This is a genomic window from Actinoplanes nipponensis, from assembly GCF_016862275.1.
In the GTDB taxonomy this organism is placed as follows: domain Bacteria; phylum Actinomycetota; class Actinomycetes; order Mycobacteriales; family Micromonosporaceae; genus Actinoplanes; species Actinoplanes nipponensis.
Map to the genome: position 1 here is coordinate 86,941 of NZ_BOMQ01000043.1, position 20,731 is coordinate 107,671.

Annotated in this window: 17 protein-coding genes; 10 read left to right on the top strand and 7 right to left on the bottom strand. The window is 74.2% G+C overall.

The window, feature by feature from the left end; translation table 11 throughout:
* Positions 1 to 10: 10 nt before the first annotated feature.
* The 4 genes from Ani05nite_RS17370 to Ani05nite_RS17385 are packed head-to-tail and all read left to right on the top strand — an operon-like array spanning position 11 to position 4,147.
* Entirely contained in the window at positions 11 to 376 is a 366-nt protein-coding gene (locus Ani05nite_RS17370) for an effector-associated constant component EACC1 (RefSeq protein WP_203769498.1), read from the top strand.
* Positions 369 to 1,640, top strand: coding sequence for a YqgE/AlgH family protein (locus Ani05nite_RS17375; RefSeq protein ID WP_203769500.1), 1,272 nt, complete (start codon positions 369 to 371; stop codon positions 1,638 to 1,640). Before Ani05nite_RS17370 ends, Ani05nite_RS17375 begins: the two co-directional genes overlap by 8 nt.
* Entirely contained in the window at positions 1,637 to 3,712 is a 2,076-nt protein-coding gene (locus tag Ani05nite_RS17380; protein WP_203769502.1) for an SIR2 family protein, read from the top strand. Before Ani05nite_RS17375 ends, Ani05nite_RS17380 begins: the two co-directional genes overlap by 4 nt.
* 60 nt (positions 3,713 to 3,772) lie before the next feature.
* Positions 3,773 to 4,147, top strand: coding sequence for a hypothetical protein (locus Ani05nite_RS17385; RefSeq protein WP_203769504.1), 375 nt, complete (start codon positions 3,773 to 3,775; stop codon positions 4,145 to 4,147).
* Here the strand turns inward: Ani05nite_RS17385 and Ani05nite_RS17390 are convergent.
* A complete protein-coding gene (locus Ani05nite_RS17390) occupies positions 4,128 to 5,345 on the bottom strand; it encodes a radical SAM protein (RefSeq protein ID WP_203769506.1) in 1,218 nt (405 codons plus the stop codon). The two genes, Ani05nite_RS17385 and Ani05nite_RS17390, sit on opposite strands and share 20 nt — an antisense overlap.
* Positions 5,346 to 5,572: 227 nt before the next feature.
* Between Ani05nite_RS17390 and Ani05nite_RS17395 the strand changes: the two genes are divergently transcribed.
* Genes Ani05nite_RS17395 through Ani05nite_RS17410 form a run of 4 tightly spaced genes read left to right on the top strand, consistent with a single transcriptional unit; the run spans position 5,573 to position 8,794 of the window.
* Positions 5,573 to 5,998: an RrF2 family transcriptional regulator gene (locus tag Ani05nite_RS17395; protein ID WP_203769508.1), complete on the top strand. Its 426-nt coding sequence runs from the start codon at positions 5,573 to 5,575 to the stop codon at positions 5,996 to 5,998.
* Between the two features lie 8 nt (positions 5,999 to 6,006).
* Positions 6,007 to 7,068, top strand: coding sequence for an ABC transporter substrate-binding protein (locus Ani05nite_RS17400; protein WP_203769509.1), 1,062 nt, complete (start codon positions 6,007 to 6,009; stop codon positions 7,066 to 7,068).
* A 57-nt stretch (positions 7,069 to 7,125) separates the two neighbouring features.
* Positions 7,126 to 7,908, top strand: coding sequence for an ABC transporter ATP-binding protein (locus Ani05nite_RS17405; RefSeq protein ID WP_203769510.1), 783 nt, complete (start codon positions 7,126 to 7,128; stop codon positions 7,906 to 7,908).
* Positions 7,898 to 8,794, top strand: coding sequence for an ABC transporter permease (locus Ani05nite_RS17410; protein WP_203769511.1), 897 nt, complete (start codon positions 7,898 to 7,900; stop codon positions 8,792 to 8,794). Before Ani05nite_RS17405 ends, Ani05nite_RS17410 begins: the two co-directional genes overlap by 11 nt.
* Before the next feature lie 37 nt (positions 8,795 to 8,831).
* Here the strand turns inward: Ani05nite_RS17410 and Ani05nite_RS17415 are convergent, their stop codons facing one another.
* Positions 8,832 to 9,722: a hypothetical protein gene (locus Ani05nite_RS17415; RefSeq protein ID WP_203769512.1), complete on the bottom strand. Its 891-nt coding sequence runs from the start codon at positions 9,720 to 9,722 to the stop codon at positions 8,832 to 8,834.
* A 34-nt stretch (positions 9,723 to 9,756) separates the two neighbouring features.
* Positions 9,757 to 9,936 (bottom strand): hypothetical protein, encoded by a 180-nt coding sequence (locus Ani05nite_RS17420; protein ID WP_203769513.1) that lies wholly within the window; start codon positions 9,934 to 9,936, stop codon positions 9,757 to 9,759.
* 128 nt (positions 9,937 to 10,064) lie between these two features.
* On the opposite strand from Ani05nite_RS17420, the gene Ani05nite_RS17425 reads away from it, so the two are divergent.
* Positions 10,065 to 10,796, top strand: coding sequence for a lysophospholipid acyltransferase family protein (locus Ani05nite_RS17425; protein WP_203769514.1), 732 nt, complete (start codon positions 10,065 to 10,067; stop codon positions 10,794 to 10,796).
* A 162-nt stretch (positions 10,797 to 10,958) separates the two neighbouring features.
* Here the strand turns inward: Ani05nite_RS17425 and cspE are convergent, their stop codons facing one another.
* Positions 10,959 to 11,162, bottom strand: coding sequence for a transcription antiterminator/RNA stability regulator CspE (gene cspE, locus Ani05nite_RS17430; protein WP_015625344.1), 204 nt, complete (start codon positions 11,160 to 11,162; stop codon positions 10,959 to 10,961).
* A gap of 223 nt (positions 11,163 to 11,385) precedes the next feature.
* Between cspE and Ani05nite_RS17435 the strand changes: the two genes are divergently transcribed.
* Complete coding sequence (locus Ani05nite_RS17435; RefSeq protein ID WP_203769515.1) at positions 11,386 to 11,793, top strand: pilus assembly protein CpaE; 408 nt, start codon at positions 11,386 to 11,388, stop codon at positions 11,791 to 11,793.
* Positions 11,794 to 11,858: 65 nt separating this feature from the next.
* On the opposite strand, the gene Ani05nite_RS17440 is transcribed toward Ani05nite_RS17435, so the two are convergent.
* Genes Ani05nite_RS17440 through Ani05nite_RS17450 form a run of 3 tightly spaced genes read right to left on the bottom strand, consistent with a single transcriptional unit; the run spans position 11,859 to position 20,552 of the window.
* Positions 11,859 to 15,593, bottom strand: a complete 3,735-nt coding sequence (locus Ani05nite_RS17440; protein WP_203769516.1) for an ATP-dependent helicase — start codon at positions 15,591 to 15,593, stop codon at positions 11,859 to 11,861.
* Positions 15,590 to 19,495 carry an ATP-dependent helicase gene (locus tag Ani05nite_RS17445; protein WP_203769517.1) on the bottom strand — a complete coding sequence of 1,302 codons (3,906 nt, stop codon included), beginning with the start codon at positions 19,493 to 19,495 and terminating at the stop codon, positions 15,590 to 15,592. Before Ani05nite_RS17445 ends, Ani05nite_RS17440 begins: the two co-directional genes overlap by 4 nt.
* Before the next feature lie 37 nt (positions 19,496 to 19,532).
* Entirely contained in the window at positions 19,533 to 20,552 is a 1,020-nt protein-coding gene (locus Ani05nite_RS17450; RefSeq protein WP_203769518.1) for a LacI family DNA-binding transcriptional regulator, read from the bottom strand.
* Positions 20,553 to 20,731: the final 179 nt, after the last annotated feature.

Consider the following 20,731-nt stretch of genomic DNA (forward strand, 5'->3'; position numbering starts at 1 on the left):
AGAAGAGCCTGTGCCGGTCCGGCTGCGCCTGGAATGCGACTCGACCGCCGACGCCGAGTCGCTGCACCGCTGGTTGCGCCGCGAACAGGCGGTCCGCGTGGACGGCGAGCTGGCGCGGGGCGGTACGGACGACCCGGAGCGGATGGGCACCCTGCTCGACGTGCTGACCCTGGTCATCGGCAGCGGGCTGTCCGCCGGCCAGCTCGCCCTGGCCGTGGCCGGCTGGCGGGACGCGCGCCGGCCGGCGCCCCGGGTGACGGTCACCCACACCGCCCCGGACGGCGCGGTCACCCGGATCGAGGTCGCCGACCACGCGAGCCTGACGGCCGCGCTCACCGAGCTCGAGCGGCGCGAGCAGAACCGGTCCGATGAGTGAGGTCACCGAGCCGGCCGCGGCCCAGGTCGTCCTCATCGGGGTGTCCGCGTACCGGCATCTCGCCGAGCTGCCCGCCGCCCGGCGCAACGTGACGGATCTGCTGGACCTGTTTCGGGACGAGGACCTGTGGGGTGTGCCGGCGGAGAACTGCCATGTGCTGCTCGACCCGGAGTCGCCGGCCGAGGTGAGCCGGGCGATCCGGCGGGCCGCGGCGGCGGCCGGCCGGGACGGGTTGCTGCTGGTCTACTTCGCCGGGCACGGGCTGGTCGACGCGGACGACGACAACCTGATCCTGGGCCTGCCCGGCTGCGACCCGGAGGTGCCGTACGAGCGCGGGGTGCCGTACGACTGGATCCGCCGGGCCGTCGCCGACACCCGGGCCCGCCGCCGGGTGGTCATCCTCGACTGCTGCTACTCGGGCCGGGCCGGGTCGGAGCTCGGCGGCGACGGCAGCGGCACCGACGCGGTCGCCGACAAGGCCGAGACCGAGGGCACCTGCCTGCTGGTGTCCGCCCCCGCCAACCGGCCGGCGATGGCGCCCCGGGGCGAGGTGCACACCGCGTTCACCGGCGAGCTGATCCGGCTGCTGCGCGACGGGCTGCGCCCGCCGCCCCCGGAGGCGGTGCCGGCCACGCTCACCGTCCACAGCATCTGGCGTACGGCGCGGCGGGCCATGCTGCGCCGCGGTTTCGAGCGGCCCGAGCTGCGCGCCCGCGACTCCGGCGCCGAGATCGCCCTGGTCCACAACCCGGCCGCGCCCCGGCACAACCTGGCCGGCAGCGTGCTCTACGCGGCGCCCTGGTTCGTCGACGAGGACCTCGGCCAGCGGGTGATCCTGGTGCTGCGGCACAACCAGACCGGCGCGCTAGGCGTGTGCATCACCCGGCCGGACGGCGACATCCCGCCGGAGTTCCCGGAGGCCTGGCGGCGCCTGCTGCGCAATCCGGCGCTGCTCTTCGACGGCGGCCCGGTGGCCCGCGACGGCTACATCGTGGTGACGCTGCTGCGGTCCGGCGCGGCCAAGCCGCTGCGGTTCACCCCGGTACGCGACCGGCTCGGCACCCTCGCGCTGTCGGCGGTGCCCGAGGACGTCGCCGACACGGTCGACACGATGCGCGTCTTCGTCGGCTACCTGGGCTGGCGCGCCGGCGAGCTGGAGGAGTTCCTCGACCGGGGCGCGCTCGTGGCCAGCCGGCACACCGCCCGGCAGGTCTTCACCGAACGGCCCGGCGAGCTGTGGCAGTCGCTGCAGGCGGCCCGATGAGCGACCCGGAGGAGGGGCTCAGCGCGGGCGAGGCGCTGCTGCTGGACCGGCTCACCGCGGGGCTGCGCGACGTCGACCAGATCACCCTGATGCTCGGCTCGGGCCTGACGGCGGGCGTCATCCCGCGGGCGCAGGGGGTGCTGGAGATCGCCGACAGCTTCGCGGCCGGGCGCAACGACGACGGCGCCCTGGAGCGGGCGCTGGAGCAGGCCCGCGCGGAGCTGGTCGGGGCCGGCGCGATCGACGTGTACCGCGCCTACCGGCGGGTCTTCACCGACTGGGTGTCCGCCGGGGCGTTCGACGTGATCGCGCAGCAGGCCGTGCTGAAGGCGTACGCGGCGCCCGACCCGATGGAGTCCCCGCTGGCCACCCACGGGCTGGGCCAGCGGGTGGAACGCGGCGTCGGCGAGGGCGTGGAGAACGACCGCTTCTCCTGGCAGCTGCCGCGGGGCGTGGAGGCGCTCGGCCACCTGCTCGCCCAGGTGCCGGAGGCGTTCGACCACCGGGTGCTGACCACGAACTTCGACCCGCTGCTGGAGATCGCGATCCGGTCGGCGCGGGGCCGGGCGGTGAGCCTGCCGATGGACCAGCGCGGCGGGTACGGCGCCGCCGGCGGCGCGGACGGCGCCGTCCGGGTCTTCCACCTGCACGGCTTCTGGCGCCCCACGCTGCACGTACGCGGCCCGCAGCTGCTGCACGACCCGGCCCGGATCCCCGACAACAAGCCGCTGATCGCCGCCACCGCCGACCTGATCCGCGGCGACACCGTCTGCGTGATCGGCACCAGCGACTGGGCCGGCACCATGACCGCCGCCATCGCCGCGGCCGCCCGCACCCGTCCCGTACGCGTGCTCTGGGCCCTGCACGACCCGAACGCGGCCGCGGCGCTGAGCACCGCCGAGCGCCTGCGCGAGGTGATCGGCCTGCCGGTCGAGTGCTTCCCCGGCGTCGACTCCGAGCGGCTCTTCCCGGCGCTGGCCGACCGGGCCCAGGTCCCGGTGCCGCCGCGGGCCACCGGCCTGCGGCACCGGGTGCGGCACCACAGCTGGGAGCGCCAGCTGGTCTCCCAGCCCGGCACCCAGCCGCCGCGCGACGTGCCCGGCCTGCTGCTCCAGCTGGAACGCCGGTTCGGCTGGATCAACCAGCAGCGCGCCACCGCCGCCCCGATCCGGCTGCTCTGGCCGGTCCGGCTGCGCCCGCGCGCCTCGGTGATCCACATGGTCCAGGCGTTCGTGGCCGGCGCGCTGGCCCGGCTCGGCGTCGAGGTGCGGGTCTGCATCGACGACGTGGGCTCGCGCGACATCGACGCCGCCGAGGCGTTCCGGGCCGACCTGGACCGCTGGATCGATCACACCGGGCACGGCGCGGTCCGCGAGTTCGTCAGCCTGTCGGAGTTCCTGGAGCGGGTGCAGCGCCAGCCCGCGGACACCTCGCCGGAGTCCCTGCTGCGCCCCACGGACCCCTGGTCGGTGGCCCGCGCCTTCTACGGCGAGCACAACCCGTCGCTGTACAGCCTGCTGGCGGCGGTCAAGGCCGTGCCCAACCTGACCTCCTGGGACGAGCTGGAGAAGAACGCCTGGCCGATCGTGCAATCGGTGCTGCGCACGGACGCCAACCGGCTGCTGACGCCGCTGACGCTGTGGCCGTACCTGAACAGCATGCTGCTGGAGAGCGCGACCAACGACGTGCTCACCCTGGGCGGGCGGGACGAGGCGATCCTGTGGGCGCAGTGGCGGCAGACGTTCGGCTTCGGGCCGGGGCACCTCTACAACCCGTACATCAAGAGTCTAAAGCACGACGCGCACATGCTGAGGTGGTCGTCGGAGGACGAGCTGCGCCGGCACCTGCACCGCACCCGGGAGCTGCCGGGCTGGGACGTCGAGGGCAGCTACGTGCCCTGGCTGTTCCAAAACGCGCTGCTGCTGCCCGGCTATCTCAACCAGGAGCCGGTGCCGGAGACGGAGGACTTCCCGCTGGACTCGTGGGCGGCGTTCGTCGCGGCGATCGAGGACGGCCGGCCGGTGCTGGACCTGCTGGCCGCCCGGGTCACCGAGGTGTTCCTGCGGCCGTGAGAGCCCGGCTCGGCCGTTCGGAGGTCGCGCTCTTGGCGCCGCCGCGTTAGCGTCGTTGGTATGACTGCCACGGTTGTGGAGCGAGTCGGGCACACCTCCGTCGACGACGACGCGGAGCTGTGCGTCACCGCACTGGGGCCGGAGCTGACGGCGTACGTGGCCGGGGCCGCGTCCGTGGCGGAGCTCAAGTCCTGGATGGCAGCCCCGCAGGGACCGCCGTGGCAGGTCCGCCGGCGGCTGGCCGCCGCCGCCGAGCTGGTCACCGTCTTCGAGAACGCCAACCAGAGCGCGCTGACCGCGGCCTGGTTGCGCGAGCTGGACCCGGCCGGCTACGTGCCGGCCCGCGTGCTGCGCCTGTCCGACGGCGACGAGGCCAGCGTGAAGGCGCTGCTCGAGACCGCGACGAGCTGGGCGCTCACGCCCGCGGCAGGGTAGCGCCGGTCGCCCCGGCCCAGGGCGGCTGCGACTCGTTGAGGTAGCGGCCGGCGTGCCCGGCCAGGTCCACGTGCGCGCGGAAGTGCCGCAGCACGGCCCCGCGGACCCCGATCCGGGGCAGCGTGAAGAGCCGCTTGCCCCCGTCGGTCACGTTCTCCACCGCGAGCTCGCCCTTGGCGCTGATCAGCAGGGTGGAGTTGGGCGCCCGGTGGGTGCCGGTCAGCCGGATGTCGATCGCCACGCCCTCGGCGGCGGTCCGCCGGACCAGCTCGTCGAGCACCTGCTGAACGTGCGCCGGCGCGAGCAGTCCGGCGCTGCCGGGCCGGGCCGCCTTGCCGACCGGCACCACGACGTGCAGCACCCACGTCGTGACGCCGAGGCCGACGAGTCGATCACGTAGCGCGAGCAGGGTGCCGAGGTCGCCGTTGCGCGCCGTGACCACCGTCTGCACACTGCACGGCACGTCCGCGCGCACCGCGCGCCGGATCGCGTCCTGGGCGTACACCGCCGAGCTGGTGCCCGGCGGCAGGTGCCGGCGGTTGGCCGGGCGCAGCGCGTCGTTGCCGGCCGGGTCGGCGCTGTCCAGGGAGATCCGGACGTGCACCCGGTAGCGCCGCAGGGTCGGCACCAGCCGGCTGAAGTCGCCGACGCCGGAGGTGTCCAGCACCACCGCCTTGCCGGTCCCGGCCAGCCGGGCGATGAGGCGTTCGGACCGCTCGACGCGGGCCAGCGGCTCCCCGCCGGTGACCACGCCGACCATCGCCGGGGTGGCCGCGGCGGCCCGCAGCACCCGGCCGAACCAGGCCTCGCTCTCCTGCTCACGGTAGCCGGCCATGAGGTCGTCGGCGTGGCAGTAGAGGCAGCGCAGCGGGCAGTAGGCGGTGGCGAAGCAGTTCACCACCAGCGGCTCGGTCACCGCGGGCAGCGCGTCGAGGCGGCCCACGACGGACCGGCCGAAGAACGCCCGGCGCGGGGTGTCCGGGTCGGTCTCGCAGATGCCCAGCTCGGCCAGCAGCCGGGTCTCGGCCGCGCCGCCGGCCTTGCCGGCCAGCACGCGACGCAGGGTGTGCAGATGGGCCGGGTCGAGCGCGAAGAAGTGGTCACGCCGGGGCACGTACGCGATGGAGTCCCGCACGCGTACGCCGGGCGCCAGGCGGACGGTGGTGGACGTGCGGCGGCGCTCGGACACGGCGAACACGGGGCGATATTGCCACACTCCGTAGTCGTTCGTGTTTCGCCGCTCCGCTGTCGGTGAGCGGCCACGAACGGGTCGTCCCGTCGTCCCCCGGCCGGTGACGACATCCGCCCGCCGGCTTCTCATCATCCGGTCGGGACTTGACGCCGTTCTCCTATCTCGTCCAGTATTCCCATCCATCAGATAGAGAAAGCAGAGTTTGGGCTCCGCCGGACCGAGAGGACATCCCCGTGTACGTCTCGGCACGCACCGACTACGCCGTCCGGGCCATGCTCACGATCGCCGCCGACCATCCCCACCTGGTCAAGGCGGCCGCCCTCGCCGCGGCGCAGGACATCCCGCTCAGCTTTCTCCAGGGCATACTGCTCGACCTGCGCCGCGCCGGCCTGCTGCACAGCCACCGCGGCGTCGAGGGCGGATACTCCCTGGCCCGCCCGGCCGGCGAGATCACCGTCGGGGACGTGGTGCGCGCCGCCGGCGGCGCCCTGACCACGGTCCGCGGCCTGCCCACCACGACCATGACGTACCACGGTGTCGCCACCGGGCTCAGGGACGTCTGGCTCGCGGTGGAAGAGGCCATCGAGGGCGTCGTCGACCACCGCACGCTCGCCGAACTCGCCGTTTCCGCGATTCCCACCACCTTGAGAACGAACTAGGAGTGAGCATGAGCTCCCGCACAGTCCGTGCGCTTGCCCTCGCCGCGACCGCCCTGCTGTCCGCCACCGCCCTCGCCGCCTGCGGCAAGAGCGACGACGCCGCCTCCGCGTCGGGCGAGGCCCCGGCGCTGCGGCTCGGCTACTTCCCGAACATCACCCACGCGCCCGCCCTGATCGGGGTGAAGGACGGCCTGTTCCAGCAGGCGCTGGGCAGCACGAAGCTCGAACCGAAGACCTTCAACGCCGGCCCGGCCGCGGTCGAGGCGCTGTTCTCCGGCGCGATCGACGCCACGTACATCGGCCCGAACCCGGCGATCAACGCCTGGGCCACCTCCAAGGGCACCGCGATCAAGATCATCGCGGGCAGCACCTCCGGCGGCGCCGGCCTGGTCGTCAAGGAGGGCATCAACGCCCCGGCCGACCTCAAGGGCAAGAAGATCGCCACCCCGCAGCTCGGCAACACCCAGGACGTCGCGCTGCGCGCCTGGCTGAAGTCGAACGGCCTCAACGCCGACCAGCAGGGCGGCGGCGACGTCTCCGTGCTGCCGCAGGACAACGCGACGGCCCTGCAGGCGTTCGCCCAGGGCGCGATCGACGGCGCCTGGGTGCCCGAGCCCAACCTGAGCCGGCTGATCCTCGAGTCCAAGGGCAAGCTGCTGGTCAACGAGAAGGACCTGTGGCCCGGCGGCCAGTTCGTGACCACCCACCTGATCGTCAAGCAGGAGTTCCTCAAGAAGTACCCGAAGACGGTGAAGAAGCTGCTCCAGGGTCACCTGGCCGCGGTCAAGCAGATCACCACCGACGGCCCGGGCGCCCAGAAGGCGGCCAACGAGCAGCTCGCCGCCCTGTCCGGCAAGCCGCTCAAGGACGACATCCTGGCCTCGGCGTTCAAGAACCTGACGTTCACCAACGACCCGATCGCCTCGTCGCTGTTCACCAGCGCGCAGCACGCCCAGGACGTCGGCCTGCTCAAGCCGGTCGACCTCAAGGGCATCTACGACCTCGGCCCGCTCAACGAGCTGCTCAAGGCCGACGGGCAGCCCGCGGTCAGTGACGCCGCAGCCTCCTGACCCGCCTCCGGCCGGGCCCGCCGACGCGGGCCCGGCCGGCCCGACCTGGGAGTTCCCATGAGCATTCTGGAAGCCACGGACCTGCGGACGGACCGGGACGCGGTGGTCCGCCTGGACAGCGTCTCCAAACAGTACGGCTCCGGCGGCAACGCCCTGCTCGCCCTCGACCGGGTCTCCCTGACCGTGGCCAAGGGCGAATTCGTCTGTCTGCTGGGCGCCTCCGGCTGCGGCAAGAGCACCCTGCTCTCGCTGGTCGCCGGCCTGGACCAGATCAGCGGCGGCACCCTCGACATCGGCGGACGGCACGTCTCCCTGATGTTCCAGGAGGCGGCGCTCTACCCGTGGCTGTCCGTGGCCGGCAACGTCGAGCTGCCCATGCGCCTGCGCGGCGTCGCCCGCGCCGAGCGCCGCCGGCGCGCCGAGGAGCTGCTCGAAACCGTGCGGCTCAGCGGCTTCGGCCACAAGCGGCCGCACGAGCTCTCCGGCGGCATGCGCCAGCGGGTCGCCCTGGCCCGGTCCCTGGCCCAGGACGCCGACGTCCTGCTCATGGACGAGCCGTTCGGCGCCCTGGACGCGATGACCCGCGACATCCTGCACGACGAGCTCGAACGGATCTGGCGCGAGCAGGACCTGACCGTGCTCTTCGTGACGCACAACGTGCGCGAGGCCGTCCGCCTCGGCGACCGGGTGGTGCTGCTCAGCAGCCGGCCGGGCCGGGTCATCGAGGACTTCCCGATCGGGCACGCCCGTCCCCGCCGCATCGACTCCCCCGAGGTCTCCGGCCAGGCCGCCGAGATCACCGACCGGCTCCGCGCGGAGGTCGCCCGCCATGCCAACTGAGGTTCCCACCGCCACCGACAACCGCACGGCGTCCGACATCGCCGCGGCGGACCGGATCACCGGCCTCGACGCGCTCGAACTCGGCCCGAAGCGCAGCAAGGCGGCGCTCGGCGGCCGGGTCTGGCGCAGCGCCTGGCCCAAGCTGCTGGCCGTCGTGATCGTCGTGCTGGGCTGGCAGATCGTCGTCTGGGCCCAGTGGAAGCCCGAGTACGTGCTGCCCGGCCCGGCCACCGTCTTCGGCGACCTGGGCACACTGATCACCACCGGCGACTTCTGGGACGGCGTCCGGCTGACCATGCTCCGGGCGGTCACCGGCTTCGCGCTGGCCGTGCTCATCGGCACGATCGTCGGCGCCGCGGTCTCCCGCTTCGCGCCGCTGCGGGCGGCCATCGGCTCGCTCATCACCGGCCTGCAGACGATGCCGTCGATCATGTGGTTCCCGCTGGCCATCCTGCTGTTCCAGATCAGCGAGAGCGCCATCATGTTCGTGGTCGTCATCGGCGCCGCCCCGTCGGTGGCCAACGGCCTGATCAGCGGCATCGACTACGTGCCGCGGACCTGGCTGCGGGTCGGCCAGGTGCTCGGCATGACCGGCTTCGCCAAGTACCGCCACCTGATCCTGCCGGCGTCGCTGCCCTCGTTCATCTCCGGGCTCAAGCAGGGCTGGGCGTTCTCCTGGCGCAGCCTGATGGCCGGTGAGCTGCTGGTCATCGTGCCGGGCGCGCTCAGCATCGGCGTACGCATGCAGCAGGCCCGCGACCTCAGCGAGTCCAGCCTGGTCATCTCGTTCATCATCGTGGTGCTGGTGATCGGCATCCTGATCGACATGCTCTTCAACGCGGCCGACAACGCGCTGCGCAAGCGCTGGGGCCTGACCGGGAGCTGAGTTCACCCGCAGCGGGAAACCCGGGCTGAAACGTAGCTCAAAGCGGCCGCACCGACTGCAGCACGTCGTCGATCACCGGGTCGAACTGCTTGTGCGTGCCGGGGATCGACACGTACAGCACCGCGGCGGTCGGCTTGCCCACGTCGATGACCGCCACCGCCGAGAGCTCGTCGGTGGCGGTCAGGCCGGCGGCCGTGAAGTGCAGCCGGAACTCGCTGACCCAGGCCGGGCGCCCGCCCAGCGTGGTCATCTCGTCCCGCAGCGGCTCCACCGTGTTCGGCTGGGGGTAGTACTCCGCGCGCACGTCGGCGGCGACCTGCCGGCCCACGCACTTGAGATCCACCGTCACCGCGTCGTTGTCGGCCGCCGGGACCGCCGCTGACAGGATCGAGGCGTGGTAGGAGCCGCCGCTGTACTGCTCCGTCACGAAGTGCTGGCCGACCCGGTAGGGCACCTCGAGCGTGCCGGCCCGCCACGTGGTGTCCCACGGGACCCACGGCGCGCCGTACTTCTTGTAGGAGATGCCGGCCTCGGGGTCGGTGGTCCGCTCGCCCGGGACGGCCGGCACCGGGGCGCTGGGCCGGCCGGTCGGCTCGGCGCTGGGCGCCACGGTCGGCGCCGGGCACATCTGCGCCAGCGGCGGCCGCAGGTCGGCCGGGGCGGCGGCCTTGCCGCCGAACGGGTTGCCCTCCGAGCTCAGTGCGACGATGAGGATCACCACCAGGCCGACCGCGAGGATCGCGCCGGCGATGCCACCGAAGATCATCATCTGCCGCCGGCGACGACCCGGCCCGTCAGCGCCGGGTGGCTCCGGCGGGGCGGGGGGCGGCGGCACCAGCGGGGGTACGCCCGGCGAGGTCACGGTGCCCGAGGCCCACGCGCCACCCGGCCGCGACCAGGCGGTGGGGGTCTGCGTGCTCTCGGACATCATCCCAGTGAACACCACCCGGGCGCGTCATGGGTCACCGGCCGAGCGCGGTCCCGGCCTCCGGCGGGAAGGTCTGGACGACCGAGGCGCCGGCGTTGCCCGCATCGATCGGGGCATACCACGGGGCGAACGCGACCACGAGCACCAGAGCGAGCCCGAAGACGGCCAGTGCGAGCACGATGCCCAGCTCCCGGCGGGCGGACACGGTCTGCATGCGAATGCCTCCCCAGCGAAGCCGGACCCCTCCCGGGATCCGGCACAGTCATCTCTAAGACGCCGCTGCGGCCCGATCGGTTGCATTCCTGCCAGGTGACCTTCATCCGGCCCCGGTACCGTAATCGAATGGAAATCGTGTATCCCCCCGTCATCGGCGCCGCCAAGACGATGTTCCGGGTTCTCGACCTGCGGATTCAGATCGAGGGCGCGGAGCACATCCCCGCCCGGGGCGGGGCGGTGCTGGCCAGCAACCACGTCAGTTACCTCGATTTCATCTTCTGCGGCCTCGGCGCCCAGCCCGCCAAGCGGCTGGTGCGGTTCATGGCCAAGAAGTCGGTCTTCACCCACAAGGTCAGTGGGCCGCTCATGCGCGGCATGCACCACATCCCGGTGGACCGCAAGGCGGGCACCGCGGCCTTCAACGAGGCGGAGCGGGCGCTGAAGGACGGCGAGGTGGTCGGCGTCTTCCCCGAGGCGACGATCAGCGAGTCGTTCACGGTCAAGTCGCTGAAGTCGGGTGCGGCCCGGCTGGCCCAGGCGGCCGGGGTGCCGCTGATCCCGATGGCGGTCTGGGGGCCACACCGGCTCTGGACCAAGGGCCACAAGAAGGACCTGACCAAGCGGCACGTGCCGGTCATCATCAAGATCGGCGAACCGATCCCGGCGGCGGCGGACGCCACCGCCGAGGCGACGACGGTGCTGCTGCGGCAGCGGCTGAGCGCGCTGCTGGACGCGGCGCAGCGGGAGTATCCGGAGCAGCCGTCCGGGCCGGAAGAGCGCTGGTGGTTGCCGGCCCACCTGGGGGGCACGGCGCCGCGGCCCGAAGAGATCGGCGACGCCGCGGCCACGGGACTCTGAGAGTCTCACCGGGCGGGCCGGCTCTGCCTGCGGCGAGCCGGCCCGGCTCGCCTTCGCGGGCTGGGGGGCTCTTCCGCAGCCGGATCCGGACAGGCGGGCCGAAAACGTCATCGGCGCCGGTCCCCGAGGGGACCGGCGCCGATGGTCAGCGCGAGGCTGAGATCAGAGCGGGCGGATGTTCGCGGCCTGCGGGCCCTTCTGGCCCTGGGTCACCTCGAACTCAACCCGCTGGTTCTCGTCCAGGCTGCGGTAGCCGGAAGTCTGGATGGCGGAGAAGTGGGCGAAGACGTCGGCACCGCCGTCGTCCGGGGTGATGAACCCGAAGCCCTTGTCCGCGTTAAACCACTTCACTACGCCGGTAACCATGCTCGTCTCCTCGACGGTCGATCGTTCCCGTCCATTATGGCCAGGAACGAGGTAGTAAGACCCGCACTTCGCGGGACTCGTGTCGCCGTACTGATCGCCCGTACCGGAGAAACCCGGGTTACGACAAAGAGCGCCTGGGGCAGAATCCCCACAGGCGCTCCTAGGTACTTGGGAACCAAACTGACAACGCGATGAAGCCTAGCACGACGGGAAGGGCGTACCGATGATCGGCGTGCAAGTGGCACAGGAGCTCAGGGACGCGGGCCTGGTCTGGAAGCCGGGCCCCGGTGACCGTTTTGCGATTCCCGACCGCGACCTCGACGAGGACGTGTTCGTGCTGAGCAACATGACCATCGAGGTGTACTCGCTGCCCGAGGGCCGGGTGATCGGCTTCAACGGCACCACCGAGTGGGCGCTGGACGACGTCGAGCTGGACGAGGCGCTGTGGCTGCCCCGCGAGGACCAGCTGCGGGAGCTGCTGGGCGGCACGCTGCGGGCCCTGCGCCGTACGGACCGGGGCTGGGACGTGGACATCACCCTGCTGGGTGAGGACAGCACGTTCACCGCGCTCACGCCGGAGGAGGCCTACGCCGCCGCCCTGCTCCACCTGCTCGCGGCCGCCACCACCTGACAACGTTTCCGGGTGCCCGGGAAGGCCAGACCGGCCGGTCGAACTGCGGCGCGCCGGTCGGGCGCTCAGCGGCCGGCCTCGGGAACCTCCTCGATCAGCGCCGCCAGCCCTTCGGCGTCCAGCAGGTCCGCCGGGCGGACCGTCACCCCGTCGCGGACGTAGTGGAAGCCGGCCCGGACCCGCGACACCGGCACGCCGGCCAGGGCCGCCCAGGCGATCCGGTACGCCGCGAGCTGCACCGTCGCGGCAGCGGCATCGGCGGCCGCGGGCCGGCGGCCGGTCTTCCAGTCGATCACGTCGAACCGGCCGCCCGGCTCGGCGAAGACGGCGTCCATCCGCCCGCGCAGCACGACCCCGGCGACCGTGGTGGCGAACGGCACCTCCACCTCGATCGGGGTCCGGTCGGCCCACTCCCCGGCCAGGAATGCCTCCTGCAGCGCGAGGAGTTCCTCGTCGGCGGCCGCGTCGTCGTCCGCGGCGCCGGGCAGCTCGTCCACGTCGAGCAGCCGCACCGAGCCGTAGCGCTGCTCCAGCCACGCGTGGAAGGCCGTGCCCCGCCGGGCGTGGGGCGCGGGCCGGTGCGGCAGCGGCCGCCGCAGGGACCGGGCCAGGGCCTGCGGATCACGGCGCAGCACGACGAGCTGCGAGACGGAGATGTGCGGCGGCAGGGCGACCTCGAGCGGACCGTCGTGGCGGGCCCGCTCGTCGCGCTCGGCCAGCAGGATCCTGGCCTCCCGCCGCCACCGCGCGATGTCCGGATCGTCCGCGTGGGCGCTGGCGCCGGAGCCCTCGGCCGCCGCTGCGGGTCCCCCGGCACCGGTCACCCCGGCACCCTCCGCCGCGGCCCCGATGGCGGTAGCCGCCTCTCGACCGGCCGCCTCCCGGCCACCGGCCGCCTCCCGGCCACCGGACACCGGCTCGCCCCCGGCCACCGCCTCGCCACCGGCCGCTGCCCCGCCGCTGGCCGCCACTTCGCCACCGGAGGGAGCCCCACCGCCGGGCGTGGCCTCCCCGCCAACAACCCTCCCGCCGCCACCAACCGCCTCGCCACCGGCCACCGCCTCGCCGCCGGGCGCCGATGGGCCGGGCCGGTGCGGGACGGCCAACGGGTCGCCCTCCGCCGGCAGCCGGCCGATCAGGCCCGCGGCCTCGCCGGCCCGGGACGCCACCTCGGGATCCGCGGCGGCCAGCTCCACGAACGCCTTGGCCGCCGCCGGGTCCGGGCTCACCATCATCCGCCGGATCAGGTCGGCCGCAGCCGCCATCGCCGGCCGGCGCGCGCCCAGCGGGTCCGACGGCCACTCCGCCGTCGCCACCAGCTCGGCGCTCGGGTTGGTGGCGTCGCCCGCGGGCTCCGGCGTCCACTCCTCCACCACGCCCGCCCCGTCGAGGCAGGTCGCGCGGATCTCGGTCAGGAACACCGACGGGCCGCGCGGCTTCTTCACGCCGTCGCCCCACCAGTAGCCCGAGCACAGCAGCAGCCGGCGCGGCCGGGTCACCGCCACGTACGCCAGCCGGCGCTCCTCGCGCTCGTCGTGCTCCCGCCAGGCCCGGCCGAACGCCGTCACCGCCCCGGCCACGTCCTTCTGGTCGTGCGCCTCGGCCAGGTCCAGCTCCGGCAGCCCGTCGGCGTCACCGCGCAGCGGGAACGGCAGCACCCCGATACCCATCAGGTAGTGGTCCGAGCCCCGGGTCATGCCGGGCCACACGCCCCTGGTCAGGCCGGCCACCGACACCACGTCCCACTCCAGGCCCTTCGCGGCGTGCGCGGTGAGGATCTGCACCGCGCCCTCGACCACGTCGACCTGGCCCGGGGTGAGGCCGCGTTCCTCCTCCTCGGCCGCGGCCAGGAAGGCCAGGAAGCCCGCCAGCGTGCCGCCGTCCGTGTCGCCCGCGTACCGGGCCGCGACGTCACCCAGGGCGTCGAGGTGGCCGCGCGCCAGGCCCGCGTCGCCCGCGCCCCAGCCGCGGACGGCCACCTCCACGTCGAGGCCGATGGTTCGTTCGATGTCGGCCACCAGGTCCGGCAGCGGCTGGTCCAGGCGGTGCCGCAGCTCGGCCAGCTCCCGGCTGTACGCCCGCAGCCGCGCGTACCCCTCCTGCGAGTACTGCTGCGGCGCGCCCAGGTCGGCCATCGCCTCGACCAGGGTCGCGTCGTCCAAGCGGTCCGCGACCACGTCCTCGGGCTCGTCGCCGGTCGTCCCGGACACCCGGGCCGCGGCGATCGCCCGGGCCCGGCGGTGCAACGCGACCAGGTCCCGCGGTCCGATCCGCCAACGGGCCCCGGTCAGCAGGCGGAGCAGGGCGGCGCCGTCCGTCGGGTCGGCGAGCACCCGCAGCGTGCAGACGATGTCGCGTACCTCCGGGGTGTCCAGCAGGCCGCCCAGGCCGACCACCTCGACCGGCAGGCCCCGGGCGCGCAGCGCCTCCTCGATCGCCGCGATCTGGCTGCGCACCCGCACCAGCACCGCGCTGGTGGGCCGCTTCTCCAGCGGGATGTCGCCGGGCAGGGCGTCCGGCAGCCGGGCCGCGGCCCGCCAGGCGGCCAGCATGGAGTCGGCGATCCAGGCGGCCTCGTCCGCGTACGTGGGCAGCAGCGCGCACGCGACCGTGCGCCCACCGACCCGCTCGGCCACCCGCTGGGCCGGGATCAGCTCGGCGACCCGGGCGCCGGCGGCCCGCAGCGGGCGCGACAACGCGTTCGCCACCCGCAGGATCTCGGGACGGTTGCGCCAGCTCCGGGTCAGGTTGAGCACCCACGCCTCGCGGCCGCCGGGGCCGGTGAACTCGGCGGGGAACCGGTCGAGGGTGCCCGCCGAGGCGCCCCGCCAGCCGTAGATCGACTGGCACGGGTCGCCGACCGCGGTGACCGGGTGGCCGCCGCCGAACAGCGCGTTCAGCAGCACCACCTGGGCGTGGCTGGTGTCCTGGTACTCGTCCAGCAGCACGATCTTGAACCGGCCGCGCTCGATGGCGCCGACCTCCGGATGGTCCCGGGCGACCCGGGCGGCGCGGGCCATCTGGTCGCCGAAGTCCATCGCCTCGATGTCGAGTTTGCGCTGGTCGTAGAGGCGGACCAGGGGCAGCAGGGTGAGCCGGTGCTGCTGGCGCTGCAGCATGTCGCTGACGTCCTTGTAGACCCGGCCCGGCCGCGACTGCACGTCGGCGAAGAACCGGCCGGTCCACGCGGCCAGCTCGTCCGGGGTAACCAGGTGCTCGGCCAGCTCGCCGGAGAGCGCCAGCACGTCGTCGGTGACCGTGCCGGGCGCGCGGTTCACCCCGGTCATCTCCCCGGTGTACGAGCGCACCAGCGAGTCGACGATCTGCCAGCGGGCCGCCTCGGTGAGCAGCCGGGCGGACGGCTCGTACCCGGCGCGCAGGCCGTGCTCGGTGACCACCCGGGCCGCGTACGAGTGGTACGTGGAGATCGTCGGCTCGCCGGCCAGGGCGTCCTGCTGGCCGAGCCGCCGGATCAGCTGGCCGAGCCGGGTGCGTACCCGGTGGGCCAGCTCGCCCGCGGCCTTGCGGGTGAAGGTGAGGCCGAGGATCTCATCCGGGTGGGCGTACCCGTTGGCGACCAGCCAGACCACCCGCGAGGCCATCGTCTCGGTCTTGCCGGAGCCGGCGCCGGCGACCACCAGGACCGGTTCGACCGGCGCCGCGATGATCGCGGCCTGTTCCGGGGTGGGCGCGTGCAGCCGCAGGAGCCGGGCCAGCTCGATCGGGGTGTAGCGGGGCCCCGAGTCGGCCCGGCGGCGCGGCCGGGCGGGGGTGTCGGCGAACAGGCTGGGCTGGGTCACGGCTCGACGACCTGCCGGCCCTGGCCGGAGATGGGGCAACTGGTGCGGACCGGGCAGACCCGGCACTTGTTGTTGGCCACGGCCGAGAAGGTGGCCGCGGCCATGGTGTCGGCGGTGCGCCGGACCATCGCGTACGCCCAGTTCGGGTCGGTCGCCTCGGCCAGCGGGAGCTGCATCTGCTCGCGGGCCTCCTTGGTCGGGCCCAGCTGCACCAGCGCGGCGCCGCCGCTCTCGCCGCCGAACTCCTCGAACGCGCCGGCGTCCACCGCGGCCTGGTAGCCGGCCAGCTGCGCGTGCTCGTCGACGTCGCCGGCCGACACCGCGGTGCTCTTGCCGGTCTTGAGGTCGATGACCACCAGCCGGCCCTGCTCGTCGACCTCCAGCCGGTCGACCCGCCCGGTGAGCTGGATCGGCCGGTTCGGGTCGTCGAGCCGCACGGTGAACTCGTGCTCGATGGCCAGCAGCCGGCGCGGGTTCCTGGCCAGCCAGCGCAGCAACTTGTCGACCATGCCCTGGGCGCGCTCGTGCTCGGGTCCGGCGAGCCAGCGGGCGGCCAGCTCGATCGCGTCGAAACGCGCCGAGACGTACTCGACCAGCCGCTCCCGGTCCGCATTGGCGTCCTCGGCGAGCATCGCGGCGGCGTGCACCAGGTTGCCGACACCCTGCGCGGGCCCGGCCGGGGCGGCGCCGCCGTGCCGTTCGAGCAGCCAGCGCAGGCTGCAGCGCAGCGCGCTCTCCATCGCCGACGGGGTCACCTTGACGGGCTCGCCCTCCTCGACCAGCGGGCGGTCGTCGGAGAGCGACCGCAGACCCCACCACTCGTCGGGATGGGCCCCGGGCACACCGGCGGCGGCGAGACGGGCCAGCTCGGCCGCGGCGGCATGGCGCCGGGCCGGGGAGGCGTCGGGGGCGACGACGGCGGTACGCAGCTCAGCGACGAGCGCGGACAGGGTGAGGGCCCGGGGTGGGCGGCCCAGCGGGAGCTGGAAGTCGGCTTCGTCGGCGACGGGGTCCGGGGCGTCCGGGGGTTCGTCCCCGTCTGGGGGCTGGTCCCGGTCCTCCATCGGGGGGTGCGGGCCGGCCGGCGGCACGCGTGCCGGGTCCGGGACGGCTGGGGGCAGGTCGGCCGGGCTCGCGCCGGCCGGGTCAGCCACGCCCGCGCCGGACCGGGCCGGGTCAGCCGAGCCCGCGCCGGACCGGGCCGGGTCAGCCGAGCCCGCGCCGGCCGGGGCAGGGTCAGCCGAGCCCGCGCTGGACGGGGCCGGGCCGGCGGCGGGGATCGGGTCCCAGGGGTCGGGGTCGGGTTCGGTGGGGCCCGGGTCGTCGGGGTCGGCCGGGCCCGGATCGGTCGGGCCGGGATCCGGCGGCTGCTCGGGGTCGGGGCCGCCGCGCCGGTCCGGCAGGGCCAGCTCGGCCAGGAACCGGCTCGGCTGCTCCTCGCCGTCGGATCCGCCCACGCTGGCCGAGGCCACCGCCGTCACGATGAGTTGCTGCCGCGCGCGGGTGGCGGCCACGTAGAACAGCCGTCGCTCCTCGTCCAGCAGCGCCGACGTCTGGCCGACGACCGCGGCGGCTCCCGCGGCGGCCCGGCCGGCCAGGTAGTCGACCAGGCGTTCCGAGCCCAGCAGGCTGCCGCGCAGCCGCAGGTCGGGCCAGATCCCCTCCTGGACGCCGGCCAGCACGACCACGTCCCACTCCAGGCCCTTGGCCGCGTGCGCGGTGAGCAGCCGGACCGCCTCGCCACGGTCGGCGCTCGGGGCGATCGAGTCGGCGGGCAGGTCCTGGCCGAGGACGTGGTCCAGGAAGACTTCGGTACGGGCGCCGGGCAGCCGGTCCACGAACCGGGCCGCCGCGTCGAAGAGCACCACGATCGCGTCCAGGTCACGGTCGGCCGCCTCGGCCCGCCACTGCCGGGCGCGCCCGCCCTCGCCGGCGGGCTCCACCGGGGCGCCGCGGGTGCTCAGGGCGTACCAGCGCTCGGCCAGGCCGCTGGCCCGCCAGACCTCCCACAGGACCTGCTCGGCAGTGGCGCCGGGGGTGGCCGCCGCGGAGCGGGCGACGGCGATGAGCCGGGCCACGGTCTGCGCCGGCACCGCCCAGCGGCGTTCCACGACGTCCAGGCCGGCCGGGTCCCGCAGCGCGTCGACGAGCAGCTCGCCCGAGGGCCTGCGGTCGCCCGCGGCCAGGGCCAGCGCGCGCAGGCCCTGCCGCAACCGGCGCTCGGCCAGGGGGTCGGCGCCGCCCAGGGACGAGTGCAGCAGGGCCACGGCCGCTTCCTCGTCGAGGACGTCCGGCTCGAGTGCGCACCGCAGGAGCAGCAGGAACGGCGCCACAGCGGGTTGCAGGTGCAGGGGCAGATCCTCCGAGTGGGTGACCGTCGGAACGCCGGAGGCGGAGAGGGCCCGCTGGATCGGGGGCAGCTGGAGGATGGTCGACCGCAGCACCACGGCCATTCGGGACCACGGCACGCCGTGCAGCAGATGGGCCTCGCGCAGGGCGTGGGCGATGTAGGCGGTCTCGCTGGTCGGGGACCGGAACGTTCGCACGATGGCGCCCGGGACGACCCGCTCCGCCCCGGCGGAGTCGCCGGCGGTTCGCCCGGCGTCATCGGCCGCGTCACCGACGGCCGCCGGCTCGGATCCTCCCGCCGGAAGCGGGTCGCCCTCAGCGCGAGCGTCATCCCCCGGGCGCGGATCGCTCTCCCGATGGGGACCACCCTCGAGGGGCGACTCATCCGCGCGGTGAGGATCGCCCTCCGGGGGCGAGCCGGTCTCCGGGCCCGCACCGGCCTCCCGCACCCCCTGAACAGGAATCGCAGGCGGCGGGTGCAGGAAGCGATGCCGTTGCGCCCCCCGCATGCGCCGGGACACGCGAGCCGTCGCGGACAGCATCTCCGGATCGGCCCGGTAATTCGTGTGCAGCGTGACGACCTCCGCCAGCGCCCCCGAGGCCGTGCGGAAGCGCTGCGGGAAGGCGGTCACCGCCTGCGGGTCGGCGCCGCGGAAGCCGTACACGGACGAGTCGGGGTCGCCGAACGCCACCAGCGGGGTGCCGCCGCCCGCGACCAGGTGCAGCAGCTCGATCTGCGCCGGGTCGGTCTCGGCCAGCTCGTCGACGTACACGTAGGCCAGCCGGCGGCGCTCCGCGGCCAGCAGCTCCGGGTCGTCGGCGAGCATCCCGGAGGCCGCCCGGACCAGCTCGGCCGGGTCGTACGCCGTCGAGCCGCGGGTGGTCGCGTCGCGCAGCGCCAGCACCGCGACGTACTCCCGGATGAAGCGGGCCGCCGCCGGCCAGTCGTCGCGGCCCAGCCGCTCGCCCAGGCGGGCCAGGTCGACCGGGCCCACGCCACGTTCGGCGGCGCGCTGCATCAGGTCGCGCAGCTGCTGGGCGAAGGCGCGGGTGGGCAGCGCCGGGCGCAGCGCCTCGGGCCAGTGGACCGCGTCCGCACCCTCCGCCTCGCCGACCACCGCCAGCAGCTCGCGGATGACGAGGTCCTGCTCGGGGCCGGTGAGCAGCCGGGGGGACGGCTCGCCGCGCTCGGCGGCCGCCCGGCGGAGCAGCCCGAAGGCGTACGCGTGGAACGTGCGTACCAGGGGCTCGTGGAAGGTCGGGCCCGCGATGCGGGCCTCGATCCGGTCCCGCAGCGCGCTCGCGCCGCGGCGGCCGAAGGTCAGCACCAGGATGCGTTCCGGGTCGACGCCCTCGGCGATGCGGGCCGCGACCGCCTCGACCAGCACGGTCGTCTTGCCCGTCCCCGGGCCGCCGACCACCAGCAGCGGGCCGTCGGTGTGGCCGGCCACGTACCGCTGCAGCGGGTCGTCGCGCAGCGCGTCCGCCGGGGCGGCGGCGCGGCGGACGAGCCGGTACGCCGGCCGGCGCACCACCGCGGGGGTCGAGGTCACGGCACCAATGAGACCACGCGGGTACGACGGAATCCGCTCAGGGCTTGCCTATCGAGGCGCGGTACCGGACCGGCATCGACACCCGGCGCACTGCGGGCCGATCGCGGCCGGCCGGGTCGAGCAGCGTCTCCACCGCCTGCCAGCCGAGCTGGTAGTGCGGCAGCGAGATGCTGGTCAGTTGCGGCCGCAGCCAGGCCGCCAGGTCGGAGTCGTCGAAGGACAGCACCGAGACGTCGTCGGGGATGGTCAGCCCGGCCTCGCGCAGGGCCTGGTACGCCCCCAGCGCCACCCGGTCGTTGAGGCAGATCAGCACCTTGGGCGGCGGTCCGGCGGCCAGCGCGGCGCTGACCGCCTCGTACGCCGAGTCGGGCCACCACTCGCAGGCGATCGTCCCGGCCAGCTTGATGCCCGCCGCGCCGAAGCCCTCGCGGATGCCGGCCAGGCGCTCGCGGCCGGCGAAGACGTGGTGGGCCGGGTTGCCGACCAGGTGGATGCCCTCGCGGTGGCCGGCCTCGGCGACCACCTTGGCGGCGCTCCAGCCGGCGGCGACCTCGTCCGGGATGATCGAGTGGCAGGTCGGCCGGGCGGCCCGGGTCAGGCAGTTGAGCAGCACCACCGGCCGGCCCTGGAGCAGCTTGGGCACGCGCACGTAGCGGGTGAACATGCTCGCGTACACGAAGGCGTCGACCTGCCGGTCCAGGAAGTCGGAGATCAGCTTCTCCTCGACGACCGAGTCGCCCTCGGTCTCGCCGATGAACAGCAGGTGGCCGTGGGCGACGGCCGCGGCCAGGGCGCCGTGGATCGCGCGGCCGGCGTACGGGTCGGACGCGAGCGTGTCGGAGACCAGCGCGATGGTCCTGGTGACCTTGGTGCGCAGGCTCCGGGCCATGAGGTTCGGCCGGTAGTCCAGCTCCTGGGCCGCCCGGAGCACCCGTTGCCGGGCGTCTTCGGAGATGCGCATGTCCACGTGGCGTCCGGCCAGGACGAAGGACGCCGTGCTGCGGGACACACCGGCCCGTTGCGCGACCTGGAGCAGGGTCGCCCGTTGCGGGGGCATGAACCGAAGTCTTCCACGCGCGTGCCGACAGACGATCGCCGATGGGCCTCCGGGAGAAAAACGTCTCAGAAGGGTAACTGCCCGTTGACCTCTTGACGTTCTCAGGCGACCGGAGCAACGTTGGCTAAACCCATCTAGCAGAGCTACCAACGTCGATACCGGTACGTCGATACCGATAC